This window comes from Kitasatospora sp. NPDC001159 (assembly GCF_053598235.1).
Genome location: NZ_JBSFJV010000021.1, coordinates 56,867 through 76,694 on the forward strand (window position 1 = coordinate 56,867; position 19,828 = coordinate 76,694).

21 protein-coding genes and 1 pseudogene are annotated in these 19,828 nt (G+C 72.5%); 17 read left to right on the top strand and 5 right to left on the bottom strand.

The features are described 5' to 3' along the window. Positions 1-3: 3 nt before the first annotated feature. From ACWC9T_RS13910 to ACWC9T_RS13920, 3 genes are all read right to left on the bottom strand, one after another. Positions 4-384 carry a hypothetical protein gene (locus ACWC9T_RS13910; RefSeq protein ID WP_449821259.1) on the bottom strand — a complete coding sequence of 127 codons (381 nt, stop codon included), beginning with the start codon at positions 382-384 and terminating at the stop codon, positions 4-6. Between the two features lie 213 nt (positions 385-597). Further along, positions 598-1,398: a COG4705 family protein gene (locus tag ACWC9T_RS13915; RefSeq protein ID WP_449821260.1), complete on the bottom strand. Its 801-nt coding sequence runs from the start codon at positions 1,396-1,398 to the stop codon at positions 598-600. 1 nt (position 1,399) lies between these two features. Continuing rightward, positions 1,400-1,945 (bottom strand): hypothetical protein, encoded by a 546-nt coding sequence (locus ACWC9T_RS13920; RefSeq protein ID WP_449821261.1) that lies wholly within the window; start codon positions 1,943-1,945, stop codon positions 1,400-1,402. A gap of 139 nt (positions 1,946-2,084) precedes the next feature. Here ACWC9T_RS13920 and ACWC9T_RS13925 point away from each other — a divergent pair, with 139 nt between their 5' ends. The 3 genes from ACWC9T_RS13925 to ACWC9T_RS13935 all read left to right on the top strand — a co-directional run bounded on the left by ACWC9T_RS13925 (position 2,085) and on the right by ACWC9T_RS13935 (position 5,502). Continuing rightward, a complete protein-coding gene (locus ACWC9T_RS13925) occupies positions 2,085-2,762 on the top strand; it encodes a response regulator transcription factor (RefSeq protein WP_449821262.1) in 678 nt (225 codons plus the stop codon). Then, a complete protein-coding gene (locus ACWC9T_RS13930; RefSeq protein ID WP_449821263.1) occupies positions 2,755-4,206 on the top strand; it encodes an ATP-binding protein in 1,452 nt (483 codons plus the stop codon). Before ACWC9T_RS13925 ends, ACWC9T_RS13930 begins: the two co-directional genes overlap by 8 nt. 159 nt (positions 4,207-4,365) lie before the next feature. Further along, positions 4,366-5,502: a hypothetical protein gene (locus tag ACWC9T_RS13935; RefSeq protein WP_449821264.1), complete on the top strand. Its 1,137-nt coding sequence runs from the start codon at positions 4,366-4,368 to the stop codon at positions 5,500-5,502. A gap of 111 nt (positions 5,503-5,613) precedes the next feature. Here the strand turns inward: ACWC9T_RS13935 and ACWC9T_RS13940 are convergent, their stop codons facing one another. Continuing rightward, the gene (locus tag ACWC9T_RS13940) at positions 5,614-5,889 is read right to left on the bottom strand and encodes a hypothetical protein (protein WP_449821265.1); all 276 of its coding nucleotides are present in this window, start codon (positions 5,887-5,889) and stop codon (positions 5,614-5,616) included. On the opposite strand from ACWC9T_RS13940, the gene ACWC9T_RS13945 reads away from it, so the two are divergent. The 7 genes from ACWC9T_RS13945 to ACWC9T_RS13975 all read left to right on the top strand — a co-directional run bounded on the left by ACWC9T_RS13945 (position 5,890) and on the right by ACWC9T_RS13975 (position 11,860). Beyond that, on the top strand, positions 5,890-6,069 hold the full coding sequence (locus ACWC9T_RS13945; protein ID WP_449821266.1) for a winged helix-turn-helix transcriptional regulator: 180 nt from the start codon (positions 5,890-5,892) through the stop codon (positions 6,067-6,069). A 164-nt stretch (positions 6,070-6,233) separates the two neighbouring features. Then, positions 6,234-8,036, top strand: coding sequence for an acyl-CoA dehydrogenase (locus ACWC9T_RS13950; protein WP_449821267.1), 1,803 nt, complete (start codon positions 6,234-6,236; stop codon positions 8,034-8,036). A gap of 159 nt (positions 8,037-8,195) precedes the next feature. Next, on the top strand, positions 8,196-8,333 hold the full coding sequence (locus tag ACWC9T_RS13955; protein ID WP_449821268.1) for a hypothetical protein: 138 nt from the start codon (positions 8,196-8,198) through the stop codon (positions 8,331-8,333). Next, complete coding sequence (locus tag ACWC9T_RS13960) at positions 8,330-8,701, top strand: fic family toxin-antitoxin system, toxin component (RefSeq protein ID WP_449821269.1); 372 nt, start codon at positions 8,330-8,332, stop codon at positions 8,699-8,701. The genes ACWC9T_RS13955 and ACWC9T_RS13960 overlap by 4 nt, the downstream gene beginning before the upstream one ends. Before the next feature lie 422 nt (positions 8,702-9,123). After that, positions 9,124-9,645: a restriction endonuclease gene (locus tag ACWC9T_RS13965; RefSeq protein WP_449821303.1), complete on the top strand. Its 522-nt coding sequence runs from the start codon at positions 9,124-9,126 to the stop codon at positions 9,643-9,645. 345 nt (positions 9,646-9,990) lie between these two features. Further along, the gene (locus ACWC9T_RS13970) at positions 9,991-10,395 is read left to right on the top strand and encodes an SMI1/KNR4 family protein (protein ID WP_449821270.1); all 405 of its coding nucleotides are present in this window, start codon (positions 9,991-9,993) and stop codon (positions 10,393-10,395) included. 631 nt (positions 10,396-11,026) lie between these two features. After that, on the top strand, positions 11,027-11,860 hold the full coding sequence (locus tag ACWC9T_RS13975; RefSeq protein ID WP_449821271.1) for a hypothetical protein: 834 nt from the start codon (positions 11,027-11,029) through the stop codon (positions 11,858-11,860). 158 nt (positions 11,861-12,018) lie between these two features. Here ACWC9T_RS13975 and ACWC9T_RS13980 read toward each other — a convergent pair. Next, a pseudogene (locus tag ACWC9T_RS13980) lies at positions 12,019-12,165 on the bottom strand (TetR family transcriptional regulator); the annotation flags it as partial. A gap of 545 nt (positions 12,166-12,710) precedes the next feature. Between ACWC9T_RS13980 and ACWC9T_RS13985 the strand changes: the two are divergent. From ACWC9T_RS13985 to ACWC9T_RS14015, 7 genes are all read left to right on the top strand, one after another. Continuing rightward, complete coding sequence (locus tag ACWC9T_RS13985) at positions 12,711-13,805, top strand: sugar ABC transporter substrate-binding protein (RefSeq protein ID WP_449821272.1); 1,095 nt, start codon at positions 12,711-12,713, stop codon at positions 13,803-13,805. Positions 13,806-14,013: 208 nt separating this feature from the next. Beyond that, positions 14,014-14,802, top strand: a complete 789-nt coding sequence (locus ACWC9T_RS13990; protein WP_449821273.1) for an ATP-binding cassette domain-containing protein — start codon at positions 14,014-14,016, stop codon at positions 14,800-14,802. Further along, positions 14,799-16,064 carry a sugar ABC transporter permease gene (locus ACWC9T_RS13995; RefSeq protein WP_449821274.1) on the top strand — a complete coding sequence of 422 codons (1,266 nt, stop codon included), beginning with the start codon at positions 14,799-14,801 and terminating at the stop codon, positions 16,062-16,064. Before ACWC9T_RS13990 ends, ACWC9T_RS13995 begins: the two co-directional genes overlap by 4 nt. A 383-nt stretch (positions 16,065-16,447) precedes the next feature. Then, entirely contained in the window at positions 16,448-17,350 is a 903-nt protein-coding gene (locus tag ACWC9T_RS14000) for an ABC transporter ATP-binding protein (protein ID WP_449821275.1), read from the top strand. A gap of 5 nt (positions 17,351-17,355) precedes the next feature. Then, positions 17,356-18,093 carry an ABC transporter permease gene (locus ACWC9T_RS14005; RefSeq protein ID WP_449821304.1) on the top strand — a complete coding sequence of 246 codons (738 nt, stop codon included), beginning with the start codon at positions 17,356-17,358 and terminating at the stop codon, positions 18,091-18,093. Then, a complete protein-coding gene (locus ACWC9T_RS14010) occupies positions 18,090-19,208 on the top strand; it encodes a sensor histidine kinase (protein ID WP_449821276.1) in 1,119 nt (372 codons plus the stop codon). The genes ACWC9T_RS14005 and ACWC9T_RS14010 overlap by 4 nt, the downstream gene beginning before the upstream one ends. Next, the gene (locus ACWC9T_RS14015) at positions 19,205-19,807 is read left to right on the top strand and encodes a response regulator (protein ID WP_449821277.1); all 603 of its coding nucleotides are present in this window, start codon (positions 19,205-19,207) and stop codon (positions 19,805-19,807) included. Before ACWC9T_RS14010 ends, ACWC9T_RS14015 begins: the two co-directional genes overlap by 4 nt. The last annotated feature ends 21 nt before the right edge of the window (positions 19,808-19,828 follow it).

Consider the following 19,828-nt stretch of genomic DNA (forward strand, 5'->3'; position numbering starts at 1 on the left):
GAGTCACAGCAGCTTGTAGGTGAACTCGTCCGCAGGCCCGGCCGGGGACGAGTAACCCTCGGACGGCACGGTGGCGTTGACGGTGGGCTTGCCGACGCCGACGGTCGGGGCGGCACACTGCGCTGACCACCGCGAAGTCGCCGAGTATCCGTCCGGGCAGCTGGCGCTGGACGGGCCGGCCTGGTCCTGGCGGCCGACCCTGCTGGCCGTCGCGGCCACCGCCCGGGCGCCGCCCGGCCGGTGGGCCGCGCTCCAGTTGTCGGCCGAGCGCTCGAAGTCGAACGGCGCCCAGTCCTGGCTGGCCAGCAGCGCCGCCAGGGCCGTGAACAGCAGCACCGCGGCGCCGGCGGTCACCGGCCACCGGCGCCGGGCGGCGCGGGTCACACCGCGGTCCGCCGGCGCCACGGGACGCAGCGGGTCCGGCCCGCCGACCGCCATCGCGTACCCGCCGGGATCGGCTCCGGCACGAGCGCGACCCCCAGGGGGAGTGATCCGGCGTCCGGCGGGTTGACGGCCGGAAGGCGCGACGGGAGGTTCATCGGGTGCTGCGCCCTTCCTCGGAGCCGGGCCCGCGCCGGCCCGACGGCTGATCGGAGGTCAGGCCAATGCTCGCGTCTCCCGCCGACTGGCCGCACTCAGCCACGCCACGGCCGCCACGATGATCACCGCGAGCACCAGGCTGACCGGCCCGGTGCCGAGGTCCAGACCGCCGCGCTCACGGCTGACGCCGGCCCAGTCGGCGAAGCAGGCGCCGAGCGGACGGGTGAGCACATAGGCCCACCAGAAGGTCAGGACCGGCGGCAGGCCGGAGAGCCGGTGGGCCAGCGCGGGTACCGCGATCAGGGCGGCGAACAGCAGCCCGGAGGGCAGGTAACCCCAGCCCAGGGTGGCCGCGGTCAGGTCGCCGACGGCCGTGCCGAGTGCGAAGGTGGCCATCACAGCGCACCAGTAGAAGACCTCCCGGCGGCCACCCGCGACGGTCTCCACCGCGAGCGTTCCCTCGGTCCGGCGCCACAGCGCGAACACCAGGGCGAGGGCCGCGGCGAACCCCACCGCCGAGGCGACGTACGGCACCCCGAGGGCGACATGCGCGACGTCGGCGGCCATGGTGCCGAACACGCTCACCATGATCACCGCCGCCCAGTACACCGCCGGGACGTAACGCCGGGCCCGAGCCTGGGCGAAGAGTGCGACGGCCAGCAGCAGCCCGGCCGAGCCGACGGCCGGCACCGGCCCGAGGACCCGGGCGAGGTAGTCGGAGGTGGTCTCGCCCATGCCGGTGGTGAGGATCTTGACGACCCAGAACACCGCCGTCACCTGCGGGACCTTGCCCAGGACGGGCCGCGCGGGCGCGCCCGGGCGGCGCTGGGCCGGCCGGGGAGTCGTCGTGGCGCCCACGTCAGCCGCCGAGGACGGTGTTGCCGGTGATCGTGCCGTTGGCACCGTCCAGGGTCACCGCGTGCCGCACGCCGTCGGGGCCGAGGACCACGGCTCGCCAGGCCCGGCCGCCGCCCTGCTCGCCGACCGGGGTCAGCGACTCCACCTTGCCGCCGGAGACCGCGGCCGAGGCCTTGGCCACGGCCTCGGCCGCGTCGGTGGCCGGCAGCGGCGCCGGTGCGCCCGCCTCGGTCCGGCTGTCCGCGCCGGTGCGGTCCTCGCGGCCCTGGTGGCCGTGTCGGCCGCCGCGCTGGTCCGGGCCGCCAGGCTGGTCCTGGCCGTCGTACCGCTCGTGCTCGCCCGCAGCCCACTTCCGGCCGTCGCCGTGGCCCTCGTGCTCGTGGTGCACCGCCACCGCGGCCGCCGCGCCGCCCAGGACGACCGCCGCCGCGCCGACCACGACCCAGCGCTTCGACCGGCCGCGCACCCAGCGCCCGGCCCGGCCCAGGCCCGTACGCGTCCTGCCCGCGCTCTTCTGCGGCTCCGCGCCTTCCATGGGCTCGCTCACAGCACCCACCCCGCTCCTCGACCAGGCCCGGGCCGTCCCCGGGCGAGACGGACAGGATGTCCGGGCCTTGCTGAAGATCAGCTGAAGACCTGAAGACCCCTTCAGCCTCCCGCCGAGGCGACCTGCGACCCTGGTGGGCATGCGCGTACTGGTGGTGGAGGACGAACGTCGGCTGGCCCTGGCCCTGCAGCACGGGTTGGCCGCCGAGGGGTTCACCGTCGACGTCGCCCACGACGGCCTGTCCGGCCTCGCCCAGGCCATGGACCACGCCTACGACGTGGTCGTGCTCGACATCATGCTGCCCGGCCTCAACGGCTACCGGGTGTGCTCGCGACTGCGCGCCTCCGGCAGCGACGTCGGCATCCTGATGCTCACCGCCAAGGACGGCGAGTGGGACGAGGCCGAGGCGCTGGACACCGGCGCCGACGACTACCTGTCCAAGCCGTTCTCCTTCGTCGTGCTGGTCGCCCGGCTGAAGGCGCTCGCCCGCCGGATCGGCAGCCGGGCGCCCCGGCGCACCGTCCTGGGTGACCTGGTGGTGGACTCCGCCGCCCGCACCTGCACCCGGGGCGGCGCGGCCATCGCCCTCACCCCGCGCGAGTTCGCCATCCTCGACCACCTCGCCCGGCGGGCCGGCGAGGCCGTCTCCAAGCGCGAGATCCTCGAAGCGGTCTGGGACAGCGGTCCGGACAGCGACCCCAACACCGTCGAGGTCCACGTCAGCGCACTGCGGCGCAAGATCGACACCCCGTACGGGCGGGCCGCCGTGCAGACCGTGCGCGGTGCCGGGTACCGACTGGCGGCCGACGGTGGCTGACCGCGCCCCGATCCGCCGGGTCCGTGCCGCCCTGCGCCGCCGCCTCGACGGACACTCCCGCCCCGACGGACATCCCCGCCTCGCGGCCCTGGTCGACCGGCTGACGCCGCGCTCGGTCCGCGCCCGCACCACCCTCGCCGCCTGCCTCAGCGTCGCCGTCGTCCTCGCCGTCGCCTCGGGTGCCGTGGTCCTGCTGCTGCGCGCCAACCTGGCCCGGATCGTCGAGGACGGCGCCCACGAGCAGGCCCAGGCCGTCGCCCGCACGGCCGAGGACGGGCGGCTCGGCAGCCAGCTCCCGCTCGACCACGGCACCGACTTCATCCAGGTGGTCGACGCGAGCGGCCGGGTGGTCGCCGCCAGCCAGAACCTGACCGGCCACCCGGCGGTCGCCCCCACCGGACACCCGAACGGCCACAGCACCTTCAACCTGCGCGCCCTGGGTGACGAACACCACCAGCGCGTCACCACGCTGACCGCCGCCACCCCCACCGGCCCGGTCACCATCCACGTCGGTGCCTCGCTGCGCACCGTCGACGCCGCCGAGGACCTCACCACCGCCGCCCTCGCCGTGCTGAGCACGGTGCTGCTGCTCACCGTCGGCGTCCTCACCTGGCGGGCGACCGGCCGCGCCCTGCGGCCGGTCGAGGCGATCCGTGCCGAGGTCGCCGCCATCGGCGACCGGGACCTCGACCGCCGGGTCCCCGAACCGCGCAGCGACGACGAGATCGCCCGGCTGGCCGGCACCATGAACGCGATGCTCGGGCGCCTCGAAGCCGCCGGGCACCGCCACCGCCGCTTCATCGCCGACGCCTCCCACGAACTGCGCAGCCCCCTGACGGTGCTGCGCACCCAGCTGGAAGTCGCCCGCGCCCACCCCGACCCCGAGGTGCGCGGCGACCTGGTGGCCGGAGCCCTGGAGGACACCGAACGCCTCCAGGCCCTCGCCGCCGATCTGCTGCTGCTCGCCCGCCTGGACGCGGCCGGCCACGACTGGCCGGGTGAACCCGTCGACCTGGTGGAGCTGGTGCACACCACGCTCGCAGCCCGAGGAGCCGAATCCCATCTCGTCACCGTCCACCTGCCCACCGCCGTCACCGTGCCCGGCAACCCGCTGTGGCTCGGACGGCTGCTCACCAACCTGCTCGACAACGCCCAGCGCCACGCCCGACACCGCGTCACCGTCCGCCTCGCCGTCGACCGGGCCTCCGGCGGGGCCGTGCTGGACGTGGCGAACGACGGGCCGGTGATCGACCCGGCCGACCGGGAGAAGATCTTCGAACGCTTCGCCCGCCTCGACGATGCCCGCAGCCGGGACGACGGCGGCACCGGTCTCGGCCTGCCGATCGCCCGCGACATCGCCGCCGTCCACGGAGGGACGCTCACCGTTTTCGACACCCCCGGGGCGACCACGTTCCGTACCCGTCTGCCTGTGCCGCCCGGGTGAAGACCACCCGCGACCGTCACCGGGAGTGATCGGCAATTTGGCCGACGTCCTCAGGCGGTCCGCGTCGGTGCGTGCCTAACGTGGCGTTCCGGGGGCCACGTTGAGCACTTCCGCGGGCCAGGACGAGCGGTCCGGCCCGCCCTCCAGGAGGCAGTACACATGAAGCTTCGGGCATGTTCGAGCGCGCTGGTGACCGCCGCGCTGACCTTCGGTCTGACCGCCGTGGCGTCCCCGGCCGGGGCAGCGGACCCAAGGCCGTTCCTGGACCGGTTGAACACCGTGTCCACCGTCGCGTCCACCGTCCCCGAGAACGGCGACATGAACCCGTACGGCACGTTCACCATCCGCGAGAGCATCGGTGATCTCCACCGGGGCAACGTCCTGATCAGCAACTTCAACAACTCGGCCAACCTGCAGGGCCTCGGTACCACGCTGGTGCAGATCACCCCGGACGGCACCCGGACCACCTTCGCCACGATCGACCCGAACCACCTGCCCGGGCCGTGCCCCGGCGGGGTCGGCCTCACCACGGCACTGACCGTCCTGCCCGGCGGCTGGGTTGTGGTCGGCAGCCTCCCCACCTCGGACGGCATGTCCGGCACCGCCCAGGCCGGCTGCCTGCTGGTGCTCGACAAGCACGGCACGGTACGCGAGACGATCGCGGGCGACGGCATCAACGGGCCGTGGGACATGACCGCCGTCAGCACCGACAAGCGGGGCGGGGGGAGCGGGCGGACCGAGCTGTTCGTGACGAACGTGCTCAACGGGACGGTCGCGGGAGGCGGCGCGGAGGTCGACGAGGGCACGGTCCTGCGGATCACCCTGTGCGCCGAGGACGACCAGCCGCCGCAGCGGGTGGCCACCACGGTGATCGGCTCCGGCTTCCCCGAGCGGACCGACCCGACGGCGCTGGTGGTCGGCCCGACCGGTGTCGGTCTCGGCCACGACGGCACGCTTTTCGTCGCCGACACGGTGCTGAGCCGGATCACCGCCATCCCGGACGCGCTGACCCGGAAGGACAGCGCGGGCATCGGCCGGGTCGTCACCGAGGGCGGCAGCCTCAACGGCCCGCTCGGGATGGCCCTCACGCCCAGGGGCGACATCCTGACGGTCAACGGCGGGGACGGCAACATCGTCGAGACCACCGAGCACGGCCAGCAGGTGGCGACCAAGCAGATCAACAACGAGGGCACCCCGCCCGGCGCCGGCGCGCTCTTCGGCCTCGCCCTGGACCTGGACCACGACGCGGTCTACTTCGTCAACAACGCGGACAACGAGCTCGACGTCCTGCACTGAGCCTGCCGGGTCCAGCGGTGCCGGGGGGCCGACGAGCGCCGCGGGCAAGCCGGTTTTTCCATCGGGGCGGCCCTCGACCGTGACGGCGTTCGAGGGCCGCCCCTACCCGTGTCAGGGCACCAGGACGCTGATGGTCTCCACCACGCAGGCGCGCTTGACGCCGCCGGACATCATGCCGCCGCGCCCACCCGCGCCACCGCCGTCCGCGGCGGACGACTCCCGGGTCTCAGCGCGCGAGGAAGGGCGCCGCCCACGGCTCGTCGTCCACACGCTGGAGGACATCCGCTCGCAGCGGCGCTGCAACTCACGGCATCCGCAGGGGGATTGGCTCAGCTCCCAGAGCACGCGCAGCGCCCAGCGGCGCCCCAGCAGGTCGAGCGCGGCCATATGCTGAACGTCAGGCTCGCCGAACTGGCCGAGGCGCGCCTCCTCACCCGCGACGGCGAGGTCTACCGCCTCACCCCGCTCGGCGAGGACCTGGTAGCGGCCCTCGGGCCGCTGGACGCCTGGAGCCGTCGCTGGGCGGCGGAACTGGACGGAGGCGAGTCGCGAGACGCCGTCGAGTAGCTCCCGTCGTGCCGGAGGGACTGTCGTGACCCTCCGCTCAGTTACCCGCCGGCCTGGACAGCGGCCGAGGTGTGGTGGTGGCATGACGGGCGGGGAAAGACCCCCACTGTCCGTACCCGCTCCCGTCGCTCCCCTTGTCCCCGTTGCCCTCCCCGAACGGACGCATGACCTTGGACTCCCTGCTGCTCTCCCGTCGCGACCTCGAATTCCTGCTGCACGACTGGCTGGACGTCACGGCCCTCACCCGCCGCCCCCGCTTCGCCGACCACGACCGGGACACCTTCGACGCCGTGCTGGAGCTCAGCGAGGCCATTGCGACGCGGCACTTCGCCACCCACAACAAGAAGAACGACGCCGAGGAGCCCCGCTTCGACGGCGAGCGGGTGCACGTCATCCCGGAGGTCAAGGAGGCCCTGCGGGTCTTCGCCGAGGCCGGACTGGTCGGCGCCGCGATGGACTACGAGGTCGGCGGCCAGCAGCTGCCCGTCGTGGTCGCCAACGCCTGCCGGGCCTGGTTCCAGGCCGCCAACATCGCCACCGCCTCCTACCCGCTGCTCACCGTCGGCAACGCCAACCTGCTCCGGGCGTACGGAACTCCGGAGCAGATCGACACCTATGTGCGCCCCATGGTCGAGGGCCGCTTCTTCGGCACCATGTGCCTGTCGGAGCCCCAGGCCGGTTCCTCGCTGGCCGACATCACCACCAAAGCGGTGCCGCAGGGCGACGGCACGTACCGGATCGCCGGCACCAAGATGTGGATCTCCGGCGGCGACCACGAGCTGAGCGAGAACATCGTCCACCTGGTGCTGGCCAAGATCCCCGGCGGTCCGGCGGGCGTCAAGGGCATCTCGCTGTTCATCGTGCCCAAGTTCCTGGTCCGGCCGGACGGCACTTCGGGGGAGCGCAACGACGTGGTGCTGGCCGGCCTCAACCACAAGATGGGCTACCGCGGCACCACCAACACCATGCTCAACTTCGGCGAGGGACGGCACACCCCGGGCGGCGCCCCGGGAGCGGTCGGCTACCTGGTCGGTGAGGCCCACCACGGGCTCGCCTACATGTTCCACATGATGAACGAGGCCCGCATCGGTGTCGGCCAGGGTGCCACGGCGCTCGGCTACACCGGCTACCTGCACGCCCTCGACTACGCCCGCACCCGCCCGCAGGGCCGTCCGCTCGCGGCCAAGGACCCGAACGCCCCGCAGGTCCCGATCATCGAGCACCCGGACGTGCGCCGGATGCTGCTGGCACAGAAGAGCTACGTGGAGGGCGCCCTCGCCCTCGGCCTGTACTGCAGCCGCCTGCTCGACGAGGAGACCACCGCCGAGCAGGACTCCGAGCGCGCCCGCGCCCACCTGCTCCTGGATGTCCTGACCCCGATCGCCAAGAGCTGGCCCTCGCAGTGGTGCCTGGCCGCCAACGACCTCGCCATCCAGGTGCACGGCGGCTACGGCTACACCCGCGAGTACAACGTCGAGCAGTTCTACCGCGACAACCGGCTCAACCCCATCCACGAAGGCACCCACGGCATTCACGGCCTCGACCTGCTCGGCCGCAAGGTCGTCATGGACGGCGGTGCGGGACTGAAGCTGCTCCTCGACACGTTCACGGCAACTGCCCTGCGGGCCAAGGAATCTGGCGGCGAGGCGGCGGAGCTGGCGGCCGCGCTGGAGCAGGCCGCAGGCCGGATCGGGCGGACCACCGCCGTGCTCTGGTCGACCGGGGACCCGGCGACCGCGCTGGCCAACGCCTCCGTCTACCTGGAGGCCGTCGGCCACGTGGTGCTGGCCTGGATCTGGCTGGAGCAGTTCCTCGCCCTGGGCGACGGTGCGGACGCCTTCCACGAGGGCAAGCGGCAGGCGGCCCGGTACTTCTTCCGGGTGGAACTCCCGCGCACTGGTCCGCAGTTCGACCTGCTCGACAGTCTGGACGGGACGGCGGGGGACTGCCAGCCCGAGTGGTTCTGATTCGCGCCCTTGCTTCCGCTCGGCCCGCCCGGTTCGTCCGGGCGGGCTGGGCCGCGTCCTTGCACGCCCGACGCGGATTCTGACACAGTCCGCCCGCCGGTCGGGTGCGGATCCCCCGAGCTTTGGTAGCACCTGCTACACATCGCTACGCTCGTGACCATGAAGCAGCTGACCGTGCGACCGGACGACACGGCGCACCGTGCCCGCGACGAGCGCGCGCGGCGGTGGCCCACGTCCTCGGCCGAGTTCGGGCCGTCCGTGGGGAGTGTCCGCGTGACCGAGACGGACACCGCGTGATCCTCCAGATCGACCGGGCCTGGCTGCTCGACATCGCCCACCAGTGCCTGCCGAACGACCCGGACGTCACCGACTACGGCACCCTCGCCGCCGCCGTCGCCCGGCACGCCGACTCCGTGATGGACGTCCCCGTGTACGAAGCCGTCCACCAGCGTGCTGCCGCCCTGATGCACCAACTGGTCCGCGTCCCGGCCCTGGAGTTCGGCAACGAGCACTTCGCCGCCGTGGTCGCCGCCTCCTACCTCAGCGCCTCCGGCGTCATCGTCACCGCGGGACCCGAACAGGGTGTGGACCTCGCGGCCCGCATCCGCGCCGGTCAGGCTGACGTCCGCGAGACGGCGGAGGCCATCAGAACCTGGTACCGCTGATGACGGGTTGTCGGAGGGGCCGCCTGGCCTGACGGCGCGCCGGGCGTCGAAGGCCGTCCAGGCGGAGGAACGGGACAGGCGCAGCAAGTGCCTGACCGCCGACCTGTGCGAGCTGAGGGACTTCCTCGCGAAGGCCGCCGCTGCCGGCGACGCGGTGTGGGTGAGGGCTGTTCGGCCGCCGGGCGCCGGGATCCGGACAACTCGGCGCCGCAGGCGTGGGAGTTCGCCGGGATCGCAGGCGGCCCGGCAACAGCGGCTTCTACGCTCGCAGTTCGCACGAACACCGTGGCGCGAGGGGGAATGCCGTGGCTCGCAGGCCGGTCAGGCGACGCCGGTCGAACGCTGCTCGCCGGGCTCGGCAGGACCGGGGCAACGCGCTGCTGACCGTGGCGGTCGTCGGGCTCGTTCTGTTCGCTCTGGTGGTGCGGTGGTTGGCCCATCATCTGCTGCTGGTCGCGGCGCTGCTGGCCGTGGGCGCGGCGGTGGGTGTCGCGGTGCTGCGCGCGAGAGTGCGGGCACGGCAGCGGGAGTTGGACGCACGGGCGGCGCAGCTGCGGCACATCGGGCCGTTCCTGACGATGAGTCCGAAGGCGTTCGAGCACGCGCTGGCGGACCTGTGCCGGCGGGACGGCTGCACGAAGGTGACGGTGGTCGGAGGGGCCGGGGATCTCGCGGCGGACGTGCTGGCGACCACCCCGACCGGGCAGCGGATCCTGATCCAGGCCAAGCGGTACGGGCCGCGGACCTTCGTCGGCTCGGACGACGTCCAGAAGGTCAACGGCACCTACCGTGACGTGCACCGCTGCGATCTGGCCGCCGTGGTGACGACCAGTTCGTTCACCAAGCCGGCCGCCGCGTTCTGCGCGCAGGTCGGCATCCGCACCGTCGACCGGCAGGCGCTCGCCCTGTGGGCGGAGGGGCGGGGCCGGCCGCCCTGGGGCTGACCCCGTAGGGCGATCCCCGCCGCACGTGGTGGGTCGCGTAGGCCATGACCAGACCGCGAGCGTGGCCGCGACGAGGAACAGGAAGCCGGTGATGAGGCTCTCCAGGTGGTTGCGCGGGGACGACCGCAGGACCAGGACGTAGAAGGGCACGACGACCCAGAGCCACGCCCCGGCCAGTGGCAGCCGCGCGGGGGTCGGGGCGGGACGCCTCGGCGAGCAGTCGGCTCCGACGCCCGCCAGCGCCCACCGACGCCCGGGAGCGGATCCCGGAACGGGCGTGAGTTGGTCTGCTGAGCCGACGTCTGGGACGCTGCTCCGACGTGGCGCGAACGGATCGTCGAGACGATGGCGGAGGCGGAGTTCGGTGCTCCGGCCGGTGACGAGGCGTTGAACGCGGTCGAGCGTGCGCTCGGCCAGCCGCTCCCTGGGGAGTTGGCCTTGCTGCTGCGGGAATGCGACGGTGCCCGGGGGCGCCACGGTCTCGATGTCGTGTGGAGCGCCGAGCGGATCGCGAACGACAACGCGGAGTTCCGCGCTGCTCGGGATTTCGCCGAGCTGTACATGCCGTTCGAACCGCTGATGTTCTTCGGCGACAACGGGGGAGGCGACCAATTCGCTTTCGTCCGGACGCCGAAGCGTGATGAGGCCTTCGTCCGGGACCACGAGACGGACAGCCGGTTCCTGGTCTGCCACGGCCTGGAGGAGTACGTCGACCGGGCCCTTCGAGCGGCCGGGGACTGGTACCGGTAGCCGGCCACGGGCCAGGTGGCCGCCGTTGATCAGCGTCCGTTGATCAGTGTCCGTACTAGTGTCGTGACCGCGCCGGGGCCGACGCCCGCCACCCACCGGGCCGTACTGCCGGGCCCCGGTGTGGTCGTGAGCTTGGGAGGACTCAAACGGATGGGGATGACGTTCGGCCTGCTGGGCCCCTTGACCGTCGCCGTGGACTCCGTGCCGCAGGCGCTGCCGAGGGCCACCGTCCTGCGGGGGCTGCTGGGGGCGCTGCTGCTGGCGGAGGGGGAGCGGCTGCCCGTCGGGCGGTTGCTGGAGCTGGTGTGGGCCGGGCAGGCGGACCGGGTCGGCCGGGGCGCGGTGCACACCGGGATGTCGCGGTTGCTGCTGGCGGCGGACGGCCGGGCCGCCGAGGCGCTGCTCCGCTTCCAGGCGCTGCGCCGGCGGCTGGCCGAGGAACGCCCGGGAGCTGCGCGACGAACGACGACGCCTCGACGAACTGGCGGCGGGGGACCTGGCCGTACGGACCGCGTTCGCGGTCGGCTACGCCCGGCTGTCGGAGCCGGCCCGCCGCACCTTCCGGCTGCTCGGCCTGCTGGAGGCGCCCGACTTCGCCCCCTGGGCCGCGGCGGCGCTGGCCGGCATCCCGGTGCGGGAGGCCGAGCGGCAGCTGGAGGAGCTGATCGACGCCCAGCTCCTGCACGAGGGCGGCACGGAGCCGCACCTGCGCTACCGCTTCCACGACCTCGTCCGGCTGTACGCGCGCGAGCACGCTAAGGCCGTGGACGACCCGACCGTACGGGCCGACGCGCTCGAACAGGCCTTCGGCGCCTGGCTCTGGCTGGCCGAGCGGGCCGCCGACCAGGTGCCCGGACCGTGCTTCGCGCTGATCCACGGCGCCGCGCCGCGCCACCCGCTGCCGTCCGCCGTCGCGGCCGAGCTGCTGGACGACCCGACGGCCTGGTACGACGCCGAGCAGCCGGCCCTGAACGCGAGCGCCCGGCAGGCCGCCGCGCTGGGCATGGTGCAGGCGGCCTGGGACCTGGCCGCCTGCCAGGAGAAGTACTGCGACGTCCGCGGCCTGTACGACGACTGGGGCACCACCAACCGCACCGTCCTCCAGGTCTGCCGGGCGGACGGCGACGTCCGGGGCACGGCCGTCCTCACCCGGGGTCTCATCGAGGTGACGACCTGGACGACCCCGGACGACGGCACGCAGGCGATGGTCGCCCTGTACGACCGCGCGCGGCAGCTGCAGGGCCTGTTCGAGCAGGTCGCCGAGCCGCGCGGGATCGCCGACGCCCTCGTCCTGACCGCCTGGAGCCTGGTGGTCCAGGGCCGCGAGCGGGAGGCCCTGGACACCCCCACCGCGCCCTGGACCTCGCCACCCTCCACGACCACCCGGGCGGCCTGGCCCGGGCGCACCAGATCATCGCCATCGTGTACGGCGAGACCGACCTCGACCGCACGATCGAACACCTGACCGAGACCCTGCGGCTGGCGCGGCTGATCAGCAACACCCGCTTCGAAGAGCACCCGAAGGGGCGCGCCCCGAACTGCATGGCGATCGCGCTCCGGGCGGGAGTCGAGCCGGGGTCGGGGCGGTGTCGGTGGGGCGGGGCCGGGCCGGACCGCGGCGGTTCAGCGCACCAGGGGCAGGAACATCGTGTCGACGACCAGGACGTGGTCCGGCACGGGGGCGTAGGTCACCAGGATCTCGTGGCGCCGCAGGTCGAACGGCAGGGCCTTGATGCGTTCGGTGAGGCGCTCGGAGGTGATCTCGCCGCGGGCGGCCGGCTACCTGCTGGCGCCGTTCCGCTGTGCCTGCTCCTGCCCGGCCGGCAGTCGGACCGGTCGGACCGGTCGGACCGGTAGGCGGGCGGTGGGGGCGGGCTGGTCATCCCCGCGCGTCACCGCTGACGTGACGTCAGTATCCGCGCGGGGCTGAAGAGTCGGATCCCTGGAGCCCCACGGGCCGGACGGCCCGCCGGCGGGGCCGCCGTCGTGCAGGATGTGTCTGACTGGCGGAGAAACGGTGCAGTGGACACATCTTGAACATATCGGTTGCGCACATGGCTGGGCAGGGCCCTTGGCGCCCGGCCCGTTGACCACGACGGGCGTAGTGACGCGCGTAGTCGAGATCGACGGGCCGGTCCGCCGGTGGTCAGTCGGTCGATCGAGTTCGACTGGTGAACGGATGCCTTCAGAAAGATAACGAAAAGGCCCAGTCTGGCCTCGCAATGGATTTACTTCTTGACTCCATCTGGCATATGCGGGTTGACTCCGTCCCACTCCGCCGCACCGTCGCGGCGACGTCAGGGAGGCACCCCCACATGAACGCAACGATGCGTCGCGCCGTCATCGCCACCGCAGCCGTCTCGATGGCCCTGTCCATGGCCGCGTGCGGCAAGGCCGGCGGTGACAAGAAGGACTCCGCCAGCTCCGGCGACAACAAGTCCATCGGTCTGCTGCTGCCCGAGAACGCGTCCTCGACCCGCTACGAGTCCTTCGACCGCCCGTTCATCGAGGCCAAGGTCAAGGCCCTGTGCGCGGACTGCAAGGTGCTGTACAACAACGCCGAGGGCAGCGCCGCCAAGCAGAAGCAGCAGTTCGACACCCTGATCGCCCAGGGCGTGAAGGTCATCGTCCTGGACGCCTTCGACGCCACCTCCACCCAGGCCTGGGTCAAGGAGGCCGCCGCCAAGGGCGTCAAGGTCGTCGCCTACGACCGTCTGGCCACCGGCCCGGTCGCCGCCTACGTCTCCTTCGACAACGAGAAGGTCGGCGAGCTCCAGGGCCAGGCCCTGGTCGACGCCCTCGGGGACAAGGCCGCCGACGCCAACATCGTCATGATCAACGGCGACGACGCGGACCCGAACGCCGGCCAGTTCAAGGCCGGTGCCCACAAGGTCCTCGACAGCAAGGTCAAGAAGGTCGTCTACGAGCAGTCGGGCGAGTGGAAGCCCACCGTGGCCGGCCAGAAGATCGGCGCCGCGATCACCCAGTTCGGCAAGGACGGCTTCCAGGCCGTCTACTCCGCCAACGACGGCATGGCCGGCGCCATCATCACCCAGCTCCAGGGCGCGGGCATCAAGGTCCCGGTCGGCGGCCAGGACGCCGGCCTCGACGCCGTCCAGCGCATCGTCAACGGCGACCAGGCCTACACCATCTACAAGGCCTACAAGCCGCTCGCCGACAACGCCGCCGAGCTGGCCGTCGACCTCCTGCAGGGCAAGGACGTCAAGTCCGTCGCCAGCGCCAGCGTGGACAGCGCCACCGACAAGGGCATCCCCGCCAAGCTGCTCGACCCCAAGGTCGTCACCAAGGCCAACATCCAGGACACCGTCATCGCCGACGGCCTCTACAAGGCCTCCGACATCTGCACCGCGGACTACGCCGCCGCCTGCGCCACCGCCGGCCTGAAGTAACACGCGGCCGGCCCGGAGCAACACGTGGCCGGCCTGAAGTAGCACGCGCGGGCGGAGCTCCCCACCTCCCCGGGGAGCACCGCCCACACCGTGCGGCGGGCCCGGCCCGCCCCAGCACCCCTTTTCGACGCTCACCCGCCCGCCCCGCACGGCGCGCGGGCCAGCCCGGTCGCCGACCCACCATCACGGCGCGCACGGGAAGAAGGAGATGGTTCACGTGACAGGCGCACCCGTACTGGCGTTGCGCGGGGTCTCTAAGCGCTTCGGCGCCGTCCAGGCACTGACCGACGTGCACCTGGAGGTACACGCCGGCGAGGTGGTGGCCCTGGTGGGCGACAACGGCGCCGGAAAGTCCACGCTGGTGAAGACCATCGCCGGCGTCCACCCCATCGACGAGGGAACGATCGAGTGGGAGGGCAATGCGGTCTCCATCGGCCGTCCCAACGACGCCCAGGCCCTCGGCGTCGCCACCGTCTACCAGGACCTCGCGCTCTGCGACAACCTCGACGTGGTCGGCAACCTCTTCCTCGGCCGTGAGCTCAAGAGCTTCGGCACGCTCGACGAGGTCGCCATGGAGAAGCGCGCCCGCGAACTGCTCGACACCCTCTCCATCCGCATCCCGAGCGTGCGCATCCCCATCGCCGCCCTCTCCGGCGGCCAGCGCCAGGTGGTCGCCATCGCCCGCGCCCTCGTCGGCGACCCCAAGATCGTCATCCTGGACGAGCCCACCGCCGCGCTCGGCGTCGAGCAGACCGCCCAGGTCCTCGACCTCGTCGAGCGCCTCCGCGAACGCGGCCTCGGCGTCATCCTGATCAGCCACAACATGGCCGACGTCAAGGCCGTCGCCGACACGGTCGCCGTCCTGCGCCTGGGCCGCAACAACGGCGTCTTCGAGGTGGCCGGCACCTCGCACGAGGAGATCATCTCCGCCATCACCGGCGCCACCGAGAACGCCGTCACCCGGCGCCAGGCCCGACTCGCGGAGGAAGCGAAGTGACCACCGAACAGACCACCCCGGCCCAGCCCACCCCGGCCACGCCCGCGGTCGACCCCCGCCTGCTCGTCCGCGAGGCCGGCTTCGCCGGCTACCTCGGCGAGTTCAAGCGGAAGATGAAGAACGGCGATCTCGGCTCCGTGCCCGTCGTCCTCGGTCTGATCCTCATCGGCGCCATCTTCCAGAGCGTCACCGGGGACTTCCTCAACGCCGACAACCTCACTAACATCACCAAGTGGATCGCGGGCCCCGGCCTGATCGCCGTCGGCATCGTCTTCGTGCTCCTCCTCGGTGAGATCGACCTCTCCCTCGGCTCCGTCGCCGGCGTCTCCGCCGCGATCGCGGCCGTCCTGTCCGTGCGCTCCGGCTACAACGAGTGGGTCGCCTGCCTGATCGCCGTCGGCGCCGCCGTCGCCATCGGCGCCCTGCACGGCTTCTTCTTCGCCAAGATCGGCGTACCGGCCTTCGTCGTCACCCTCGCCGGCCTGCTCGCCTGGAGCGGTCTGCAGCAGTACGTCCTCGGCGACAAGGGCACCGTCAACGTCGTCAACGACGGCGTCCTGGCCAACCTGGACACCTACTTCCTCGGCGACGGCGACATCGCCTACACCTGGGGCCTCGCCGTCCTCGGCATCGCGCTCTTCGCCGCCGGGCAGATCCTCGACGCCCGTCGCCGGACCGCCGCCGGCCTCACCGCTCGGCCCATGGGCGAGATTGCGCTGCGCACCGGCGTCCTCGCCGTCATCGCGCTGACCGCCGCCTACATGCTCAACCAGGACCGCGGCCTGCCGCTGCCCCTGCTGGTCTTCCTGGCCGTCGTCGTCATCACCGACTTCGTCCTGCGCCGCACCAGCTACGGCCGGCAGATCTTCGCCGTCGGCGGTGGCGTGGAGGCCGCCCGCCGCGCGGGCATCAACGTCGCCTGGGTCCGGATCTCGGTCTTCATGATCTCCGCCGGCATGGCCGCCCTCGGCGGTCTGTTCATCGCCTCCCAGCAGGGTTCCGCCGACAAGCTCCTCGGCGGCGGCAACGTCCTGATGAACTCCATCGCCGCGGCCGTCATCGGCGGCACCAGCCTCTTCGGCGGGCGCGGCAAGACCTGGTCCGCCCTGCTGGGCATCCTGGTCATCCAGTCGATCATCACTGGCCTCGACCTGGTCCACGTCAACCAGGCCATCCAGTACATGATCACCGGTGCCGTCCTGCTCGCCGCCGTCGTCCTGGACTCCGTCTCCCGCCGCACCCGCAAGAGTGCAGCGCGCTGACCCGACGCCACACCAGCCGGCCCGGTACCCGACCCCTCGGGTGCCGGGCCGGACTTGTCCGCGGGGGATCCGCGCTCGACCTCGTAGCGGTCCCTGGCGTCGAAGAGCGTTCCGGTGCCTTCGGCGGACCGGGCGCCGACGTTCAGCCGGTAGTCGCCGCGGCGGACCGATTCCACCCGGCCGCGACCTGCGCGGATGATGTCGGCACCCGCGGGGTGGGGACGTAGGCGGGCCGGGTGAGCCGATGCGTCACCGTAGCCCGTCCTGCCTCCGCAGACAGCCGGGCTCGGGCCGCCGGATGGCTTCCCGTTGACATTTGTCATTCGGGGCCAGTGACAGTGCATCACTACCGGCGCGGGTCGTCCGGCGCGAGGCTGGCGACCATGGGGACGACACAGGTGGTGATGACGGCGGAAGGGCTGCGGTACCGGTACGGCGAGACCCTCGCTCTGGATGGTGTGGACCTGCGGATCGACCCCGGGGAGTGCGTCGCGCTGCTCGGGCCGAACGGCGCCGGGAAGTCGACGCTGGTGGCACTCACGGTCGGGCTGCTCGCTCCGCAGCAGGGGTCGGTGCGGGTGCTGGGCGGTGATCCGCGTCGCGCGGCGACCCGGCGGCGGCTCGGGGTGGCACAGCAGACGCTCGGCTTTCCGAACACGCTGACCGTCAACGAGCTGGTGACCGGCGCCGCCGTCCGCGGCGGGCTGCGGGCCTCGGCCGCCGCTCCGGTGCTGGCGGAGCTCGGACTGGCCGAGCTGCGGCGCAGGCGGGTGCCCAAGCTGTCCGGCGGTCAGAAGCAACGGGTGCAGCTGGCGATGGCACTGGTCACCGACCCGGCCCTGCTGGTGCTCGACGAGCCGACCGTGGGCCTGGACACCTCGGCCAGGCGGCACTTCTGGCAGATCCTGGCGCGGCGCCGGGCGCAGGGCACCGCGGTGCTGGTGACCACGCACCTGATCGAGGAGTCGGCCGCGGTCGCGGACCGCGTGGTGGTGCTCGACCGGGGCCGGATCCTGGCCGACGCGCCGCCGGAGGAACTGGTGGGCCGGCTGCCGGACCGCACCGTGACCGTCCGGACCAGCCTCGGCCGAGGTGAACTGGGCCGGCTGCCGGGAGTGCTGTCGGTCACGCCCGAGCAGGACCTGGTGAAGATCCAGACGCGATCGCCCGAGGACCTGCTGCGCGTGCTGCTCGATCGGGATCCGGAGCTGTCGCAGTTGCGGGTGCAGGACGCGGGCCTGGAGGAAGCCGTGCTCGCGCTGACCGACCACGAGGTGGTGGCGTGAACGCGATGACGGCACGGACCTTCTGGATCGAGTTGCGGGACGAACTGCGGGCGATCGTACGGGAACCGACCTCGCTGTTCTTCAGCATCCTCATGCCGGTCGGGTTCTTCGTCATGTTCACCCTGCTGTACGGGCACGATGCCACGCAGGGTCTCTCGGCCGGTACCGCCATGGTGGCCACGTTCGGCACCTACGGGGTGATCACGGTGGCTGCGCTGCAGCCCGGCATCGGGGTCGCGCAGGACCGGGACCTGGGCTGGCTGCGCATGAAGCGGGTGTCCGCGGTGCCGATCGGGATCAGCCTCGCCGCGAAGGCGACGGCCGCACTCCTCTACGGGGTGGGGGTGCTGGCGCTGATGGGGGTGTCGGCTGCGGCGCTCGGCACGCTGCACGCCTCGCCCTGGGCGTTGCTGCGGCTGGCGGTGGTGCTGCTCCTGGGCACCGTGCCGTTCACGTTGCTCAGCGTGGCGGTGGGATTGCGGTTCCGCACCGGGGCGACGATCGCGCTGCTCAACGCGGTGCTGTTTCCGCTGGCGATGCTGTCCGGCCTGTGGATCCCGATCCGGTTCCTGCCCGCCGCGATGAGGACCATCGCGAAGTTCCTGCCCACGTACCACCTCGCACAGCTCGGGCTCGCTCAACTGGCTGACGGCACCGTCGTGATCCACGTGCTCGTCCTGGTGGTCACCACGGTCGTGGCGGGCGCTGTGGCCACGATGTCGTATCGTCGTGCGCGGATATGACTACCAGTGACGCCTCCGCTCCCGGGTCCCTGGCCTCCAGGCTACGGACCTGGGACTGGGTCTACCTCGGCTATCTGCTGTTCGTGCCCGCGCAGCCGTACTTCTCGCCCCGTCCGGCGTGGTGGGAGTGGCCGCTGGCGATCGCGCTGTGCGCCGCCACGGCCGCGCTGTACGCGGCGAAGCTGCTGCGGGGTCCGGCCGCACGTCACGTCTGGACGGCGATCGTGCCGATGGCTGTGATCGGCACGCTGGCCACCCCGTTCAACACCAACGCGAGCGTGCTCTTCGTCTACGCGGCAGCCGTCGTGGGCGACACCCTGTCCTGGCGCGAGGCACGGCTGTGGTTCGCGGCCCTGACCGTGCTGGACGCCGCCGCCGCCGCGGTGTCGCGGGTGCCGATGCCCTACCGGCTGTGGGGTTTCGTGTCGGCGTCCGTGCTGATCTGGGTGATCGGCCTGCTCGAACTGAGACAGCGCGACCGGCGGCAGGAGTGGGAGAACCAGCGGCTGCGCACCTCCCAGATCGAGCTGCTGGCGACCCTCGCCGAGCGTGAGCGGATCGCGCGTGACCTCCACGACCTGCTCGGGCACTCGCTGACCGCCGTGGTGATGCGCGCACAGCTGACCAAGGAGCTGGTGCCCGTCGATCCGGAACGGGCACGGGCCGAGGCCGAGGAGATCGAACGCAATGCCCGCGAAGCGCTGGCCGCGGTGCGCAGCACGGTCACCGGCTGGCGGCGGACCACGGTGCGCAGCGAACTGGAGGCGGCGCGGCGGGCGTTGGCCGGGACCGGGGTCAGCCTCGGTGTGGACTACGACGACGGGCTGCTGCTGGTCGAGGCGGTCGAGCACGAACTGGGGCTGGCGCTGCGCGAGGCGGTGACCAACGTGGCCCGCCATGCGCGGGCCTCGCACTGCCGGATCGGACTGGACGCGGACGGGAAGAAGGTGACGTTGGTGATCGCGGACGACGGGATCGGCGGCTCGGCCCCGGAGGGCACCGGGCTGACCGGGCTGCGGGAGCGGATCGCGAAGCTCGGCGGCGCGGTGCAGCGCAGCGGCTCGGCCGGAACGACGCTGACCATCACCGTTCCGCTAGAGGCGGTGGCCCGGTGATCCGGGTGGTGCTGGCCGAGGACCAGGGCATGGTGCTGGGCGCCTTCGCCTCCCTGCTGGACCTGCAGCCCGACATCACGGTCGTGGCGACCGCGACCAACGGCGACGACGCGCTGGCCGCCGTACGCGAGCACCGCCCCGACGTGCTGGTGACCGACATCGAGATGCCCGGTCGCACCGGCCTCGAACTGGCCGCGGAGCTGAACCGGATGGGTGACCCGACCCGGGTGCTGATCGTGACCACCTTCGCCCGCAGCGGCTACCTGCGCCGCGCGGTCGACGCCGGGGTGGCCGGCTACGTGCTCAAGGACGCGCCGATCGGGGAGCTCGCGGCCGCCCTGCGCCGCGTGCACGCGGGGGAGCGCGTGGTCGCGCCAGAGCTCGCGGTGGCCGCGTGGGACGCGGCCGATCCGCTGACCGACCGGGAGCGCGAACTGCTGCGCGCGGTCGCGGACGGGGCGAGCAACGGGGAGATCGCGGCGCGGCTGTTCCTGGCCGAGGGCACCGTACGCAACTACCTGTCCACCGCGATGGCCAAGTTGGGCGCGCGCAACCGCACGGAGGCGGCCAGGACGGCGATGTCGCGCGGCTGGTTGTAGCGGAGAACGCCGCGCCGGGTC

Coding starts and splice junctions, on each gene's coding strand:
- ACWC9T_RS13955 (WP_449821268.1), top strand. CDS start 8,196: ATGAAGCAGCTGACCGTGCGACCGGACGACACGGCGCACCGTGCCCGC.
- ACWC9T_RS14000 (WP_449821275.1), top strand. CDS start 16,448: ATGGGGACGACACAGGTGGTGATGACGGCGGAAGGGCTGCGGTACCGG.
- ACWC9T_RS13990 (WP_449821273.1), top strand. CDS start 14,014: ATGGTTCACGTGACAGGCGCACCCGTACTGGCGTTGCGCGGGGTCTCT.
- ACWC9T_RS13925 (WP_449821262.1), top strand. CDS start 2,085: ATGCGCGTACTGGTGGTGGAGGACGAACGTCGGCTGGCCCTGGCCCTG.
- ACWC9T_RS13945 (WP_449821266.1), top strand. CDS start 5,890: ATGCTGAACGTCAGGCTCGCCGAACTGGCCGAGGCGCGCCTCCTCACC.
- ACWC9T_RS14005 (WP_449821304.1), top strand. CDS start 17,356: ATGACGGCACGGACCTTCTGGATCGAGTTGCGGGACGAACTGCGGGCG.
- ACWC9T_RS13935 (WP_449821264.1), top strand. CDS start 4,366: ATGAAGCTTCGGGCATGTTCGAGCGCGCTGGTGACCGCCGCGCTGACC.
- ACWC9T_RS13970 (WP_449821270.1), top strand. CDS start 9,991: ATGGCGGAGGCGGAGTTCGGTGCTCCGGCCGGTGACGAGGCGTTGAAC.
- ACWC9T_RS13950 (WP_449821267.1), top strand. CDS start 6,234: ATGACCTTGGACTCCCTGCTGCTCTCCCGTCGCGACCTCGAATTCCTG.
- ACWC9T_RS14010 (WP_449821276.1), top strand. CDS start 18,090: ATGACTACCAGTGACGCCTCCGCTCCCGGGTCCCTGGCCTCCAGGCTA.
- ACWC9T_RS13940 (WP_449821265.1), bottom strand. CDS start 5,889: ATGGCCGCGCTCGACCTGCTGGGGCGCCGCTGGGCGCTGCGCGTGCTC.
- ACWC9T_RS13985 (WP_449821272.1), top strand. CDS start 12,711: ATGAACGCAACGATGCGTCGCGCCGTCATCGCCACCGCAGCCGTCTCG.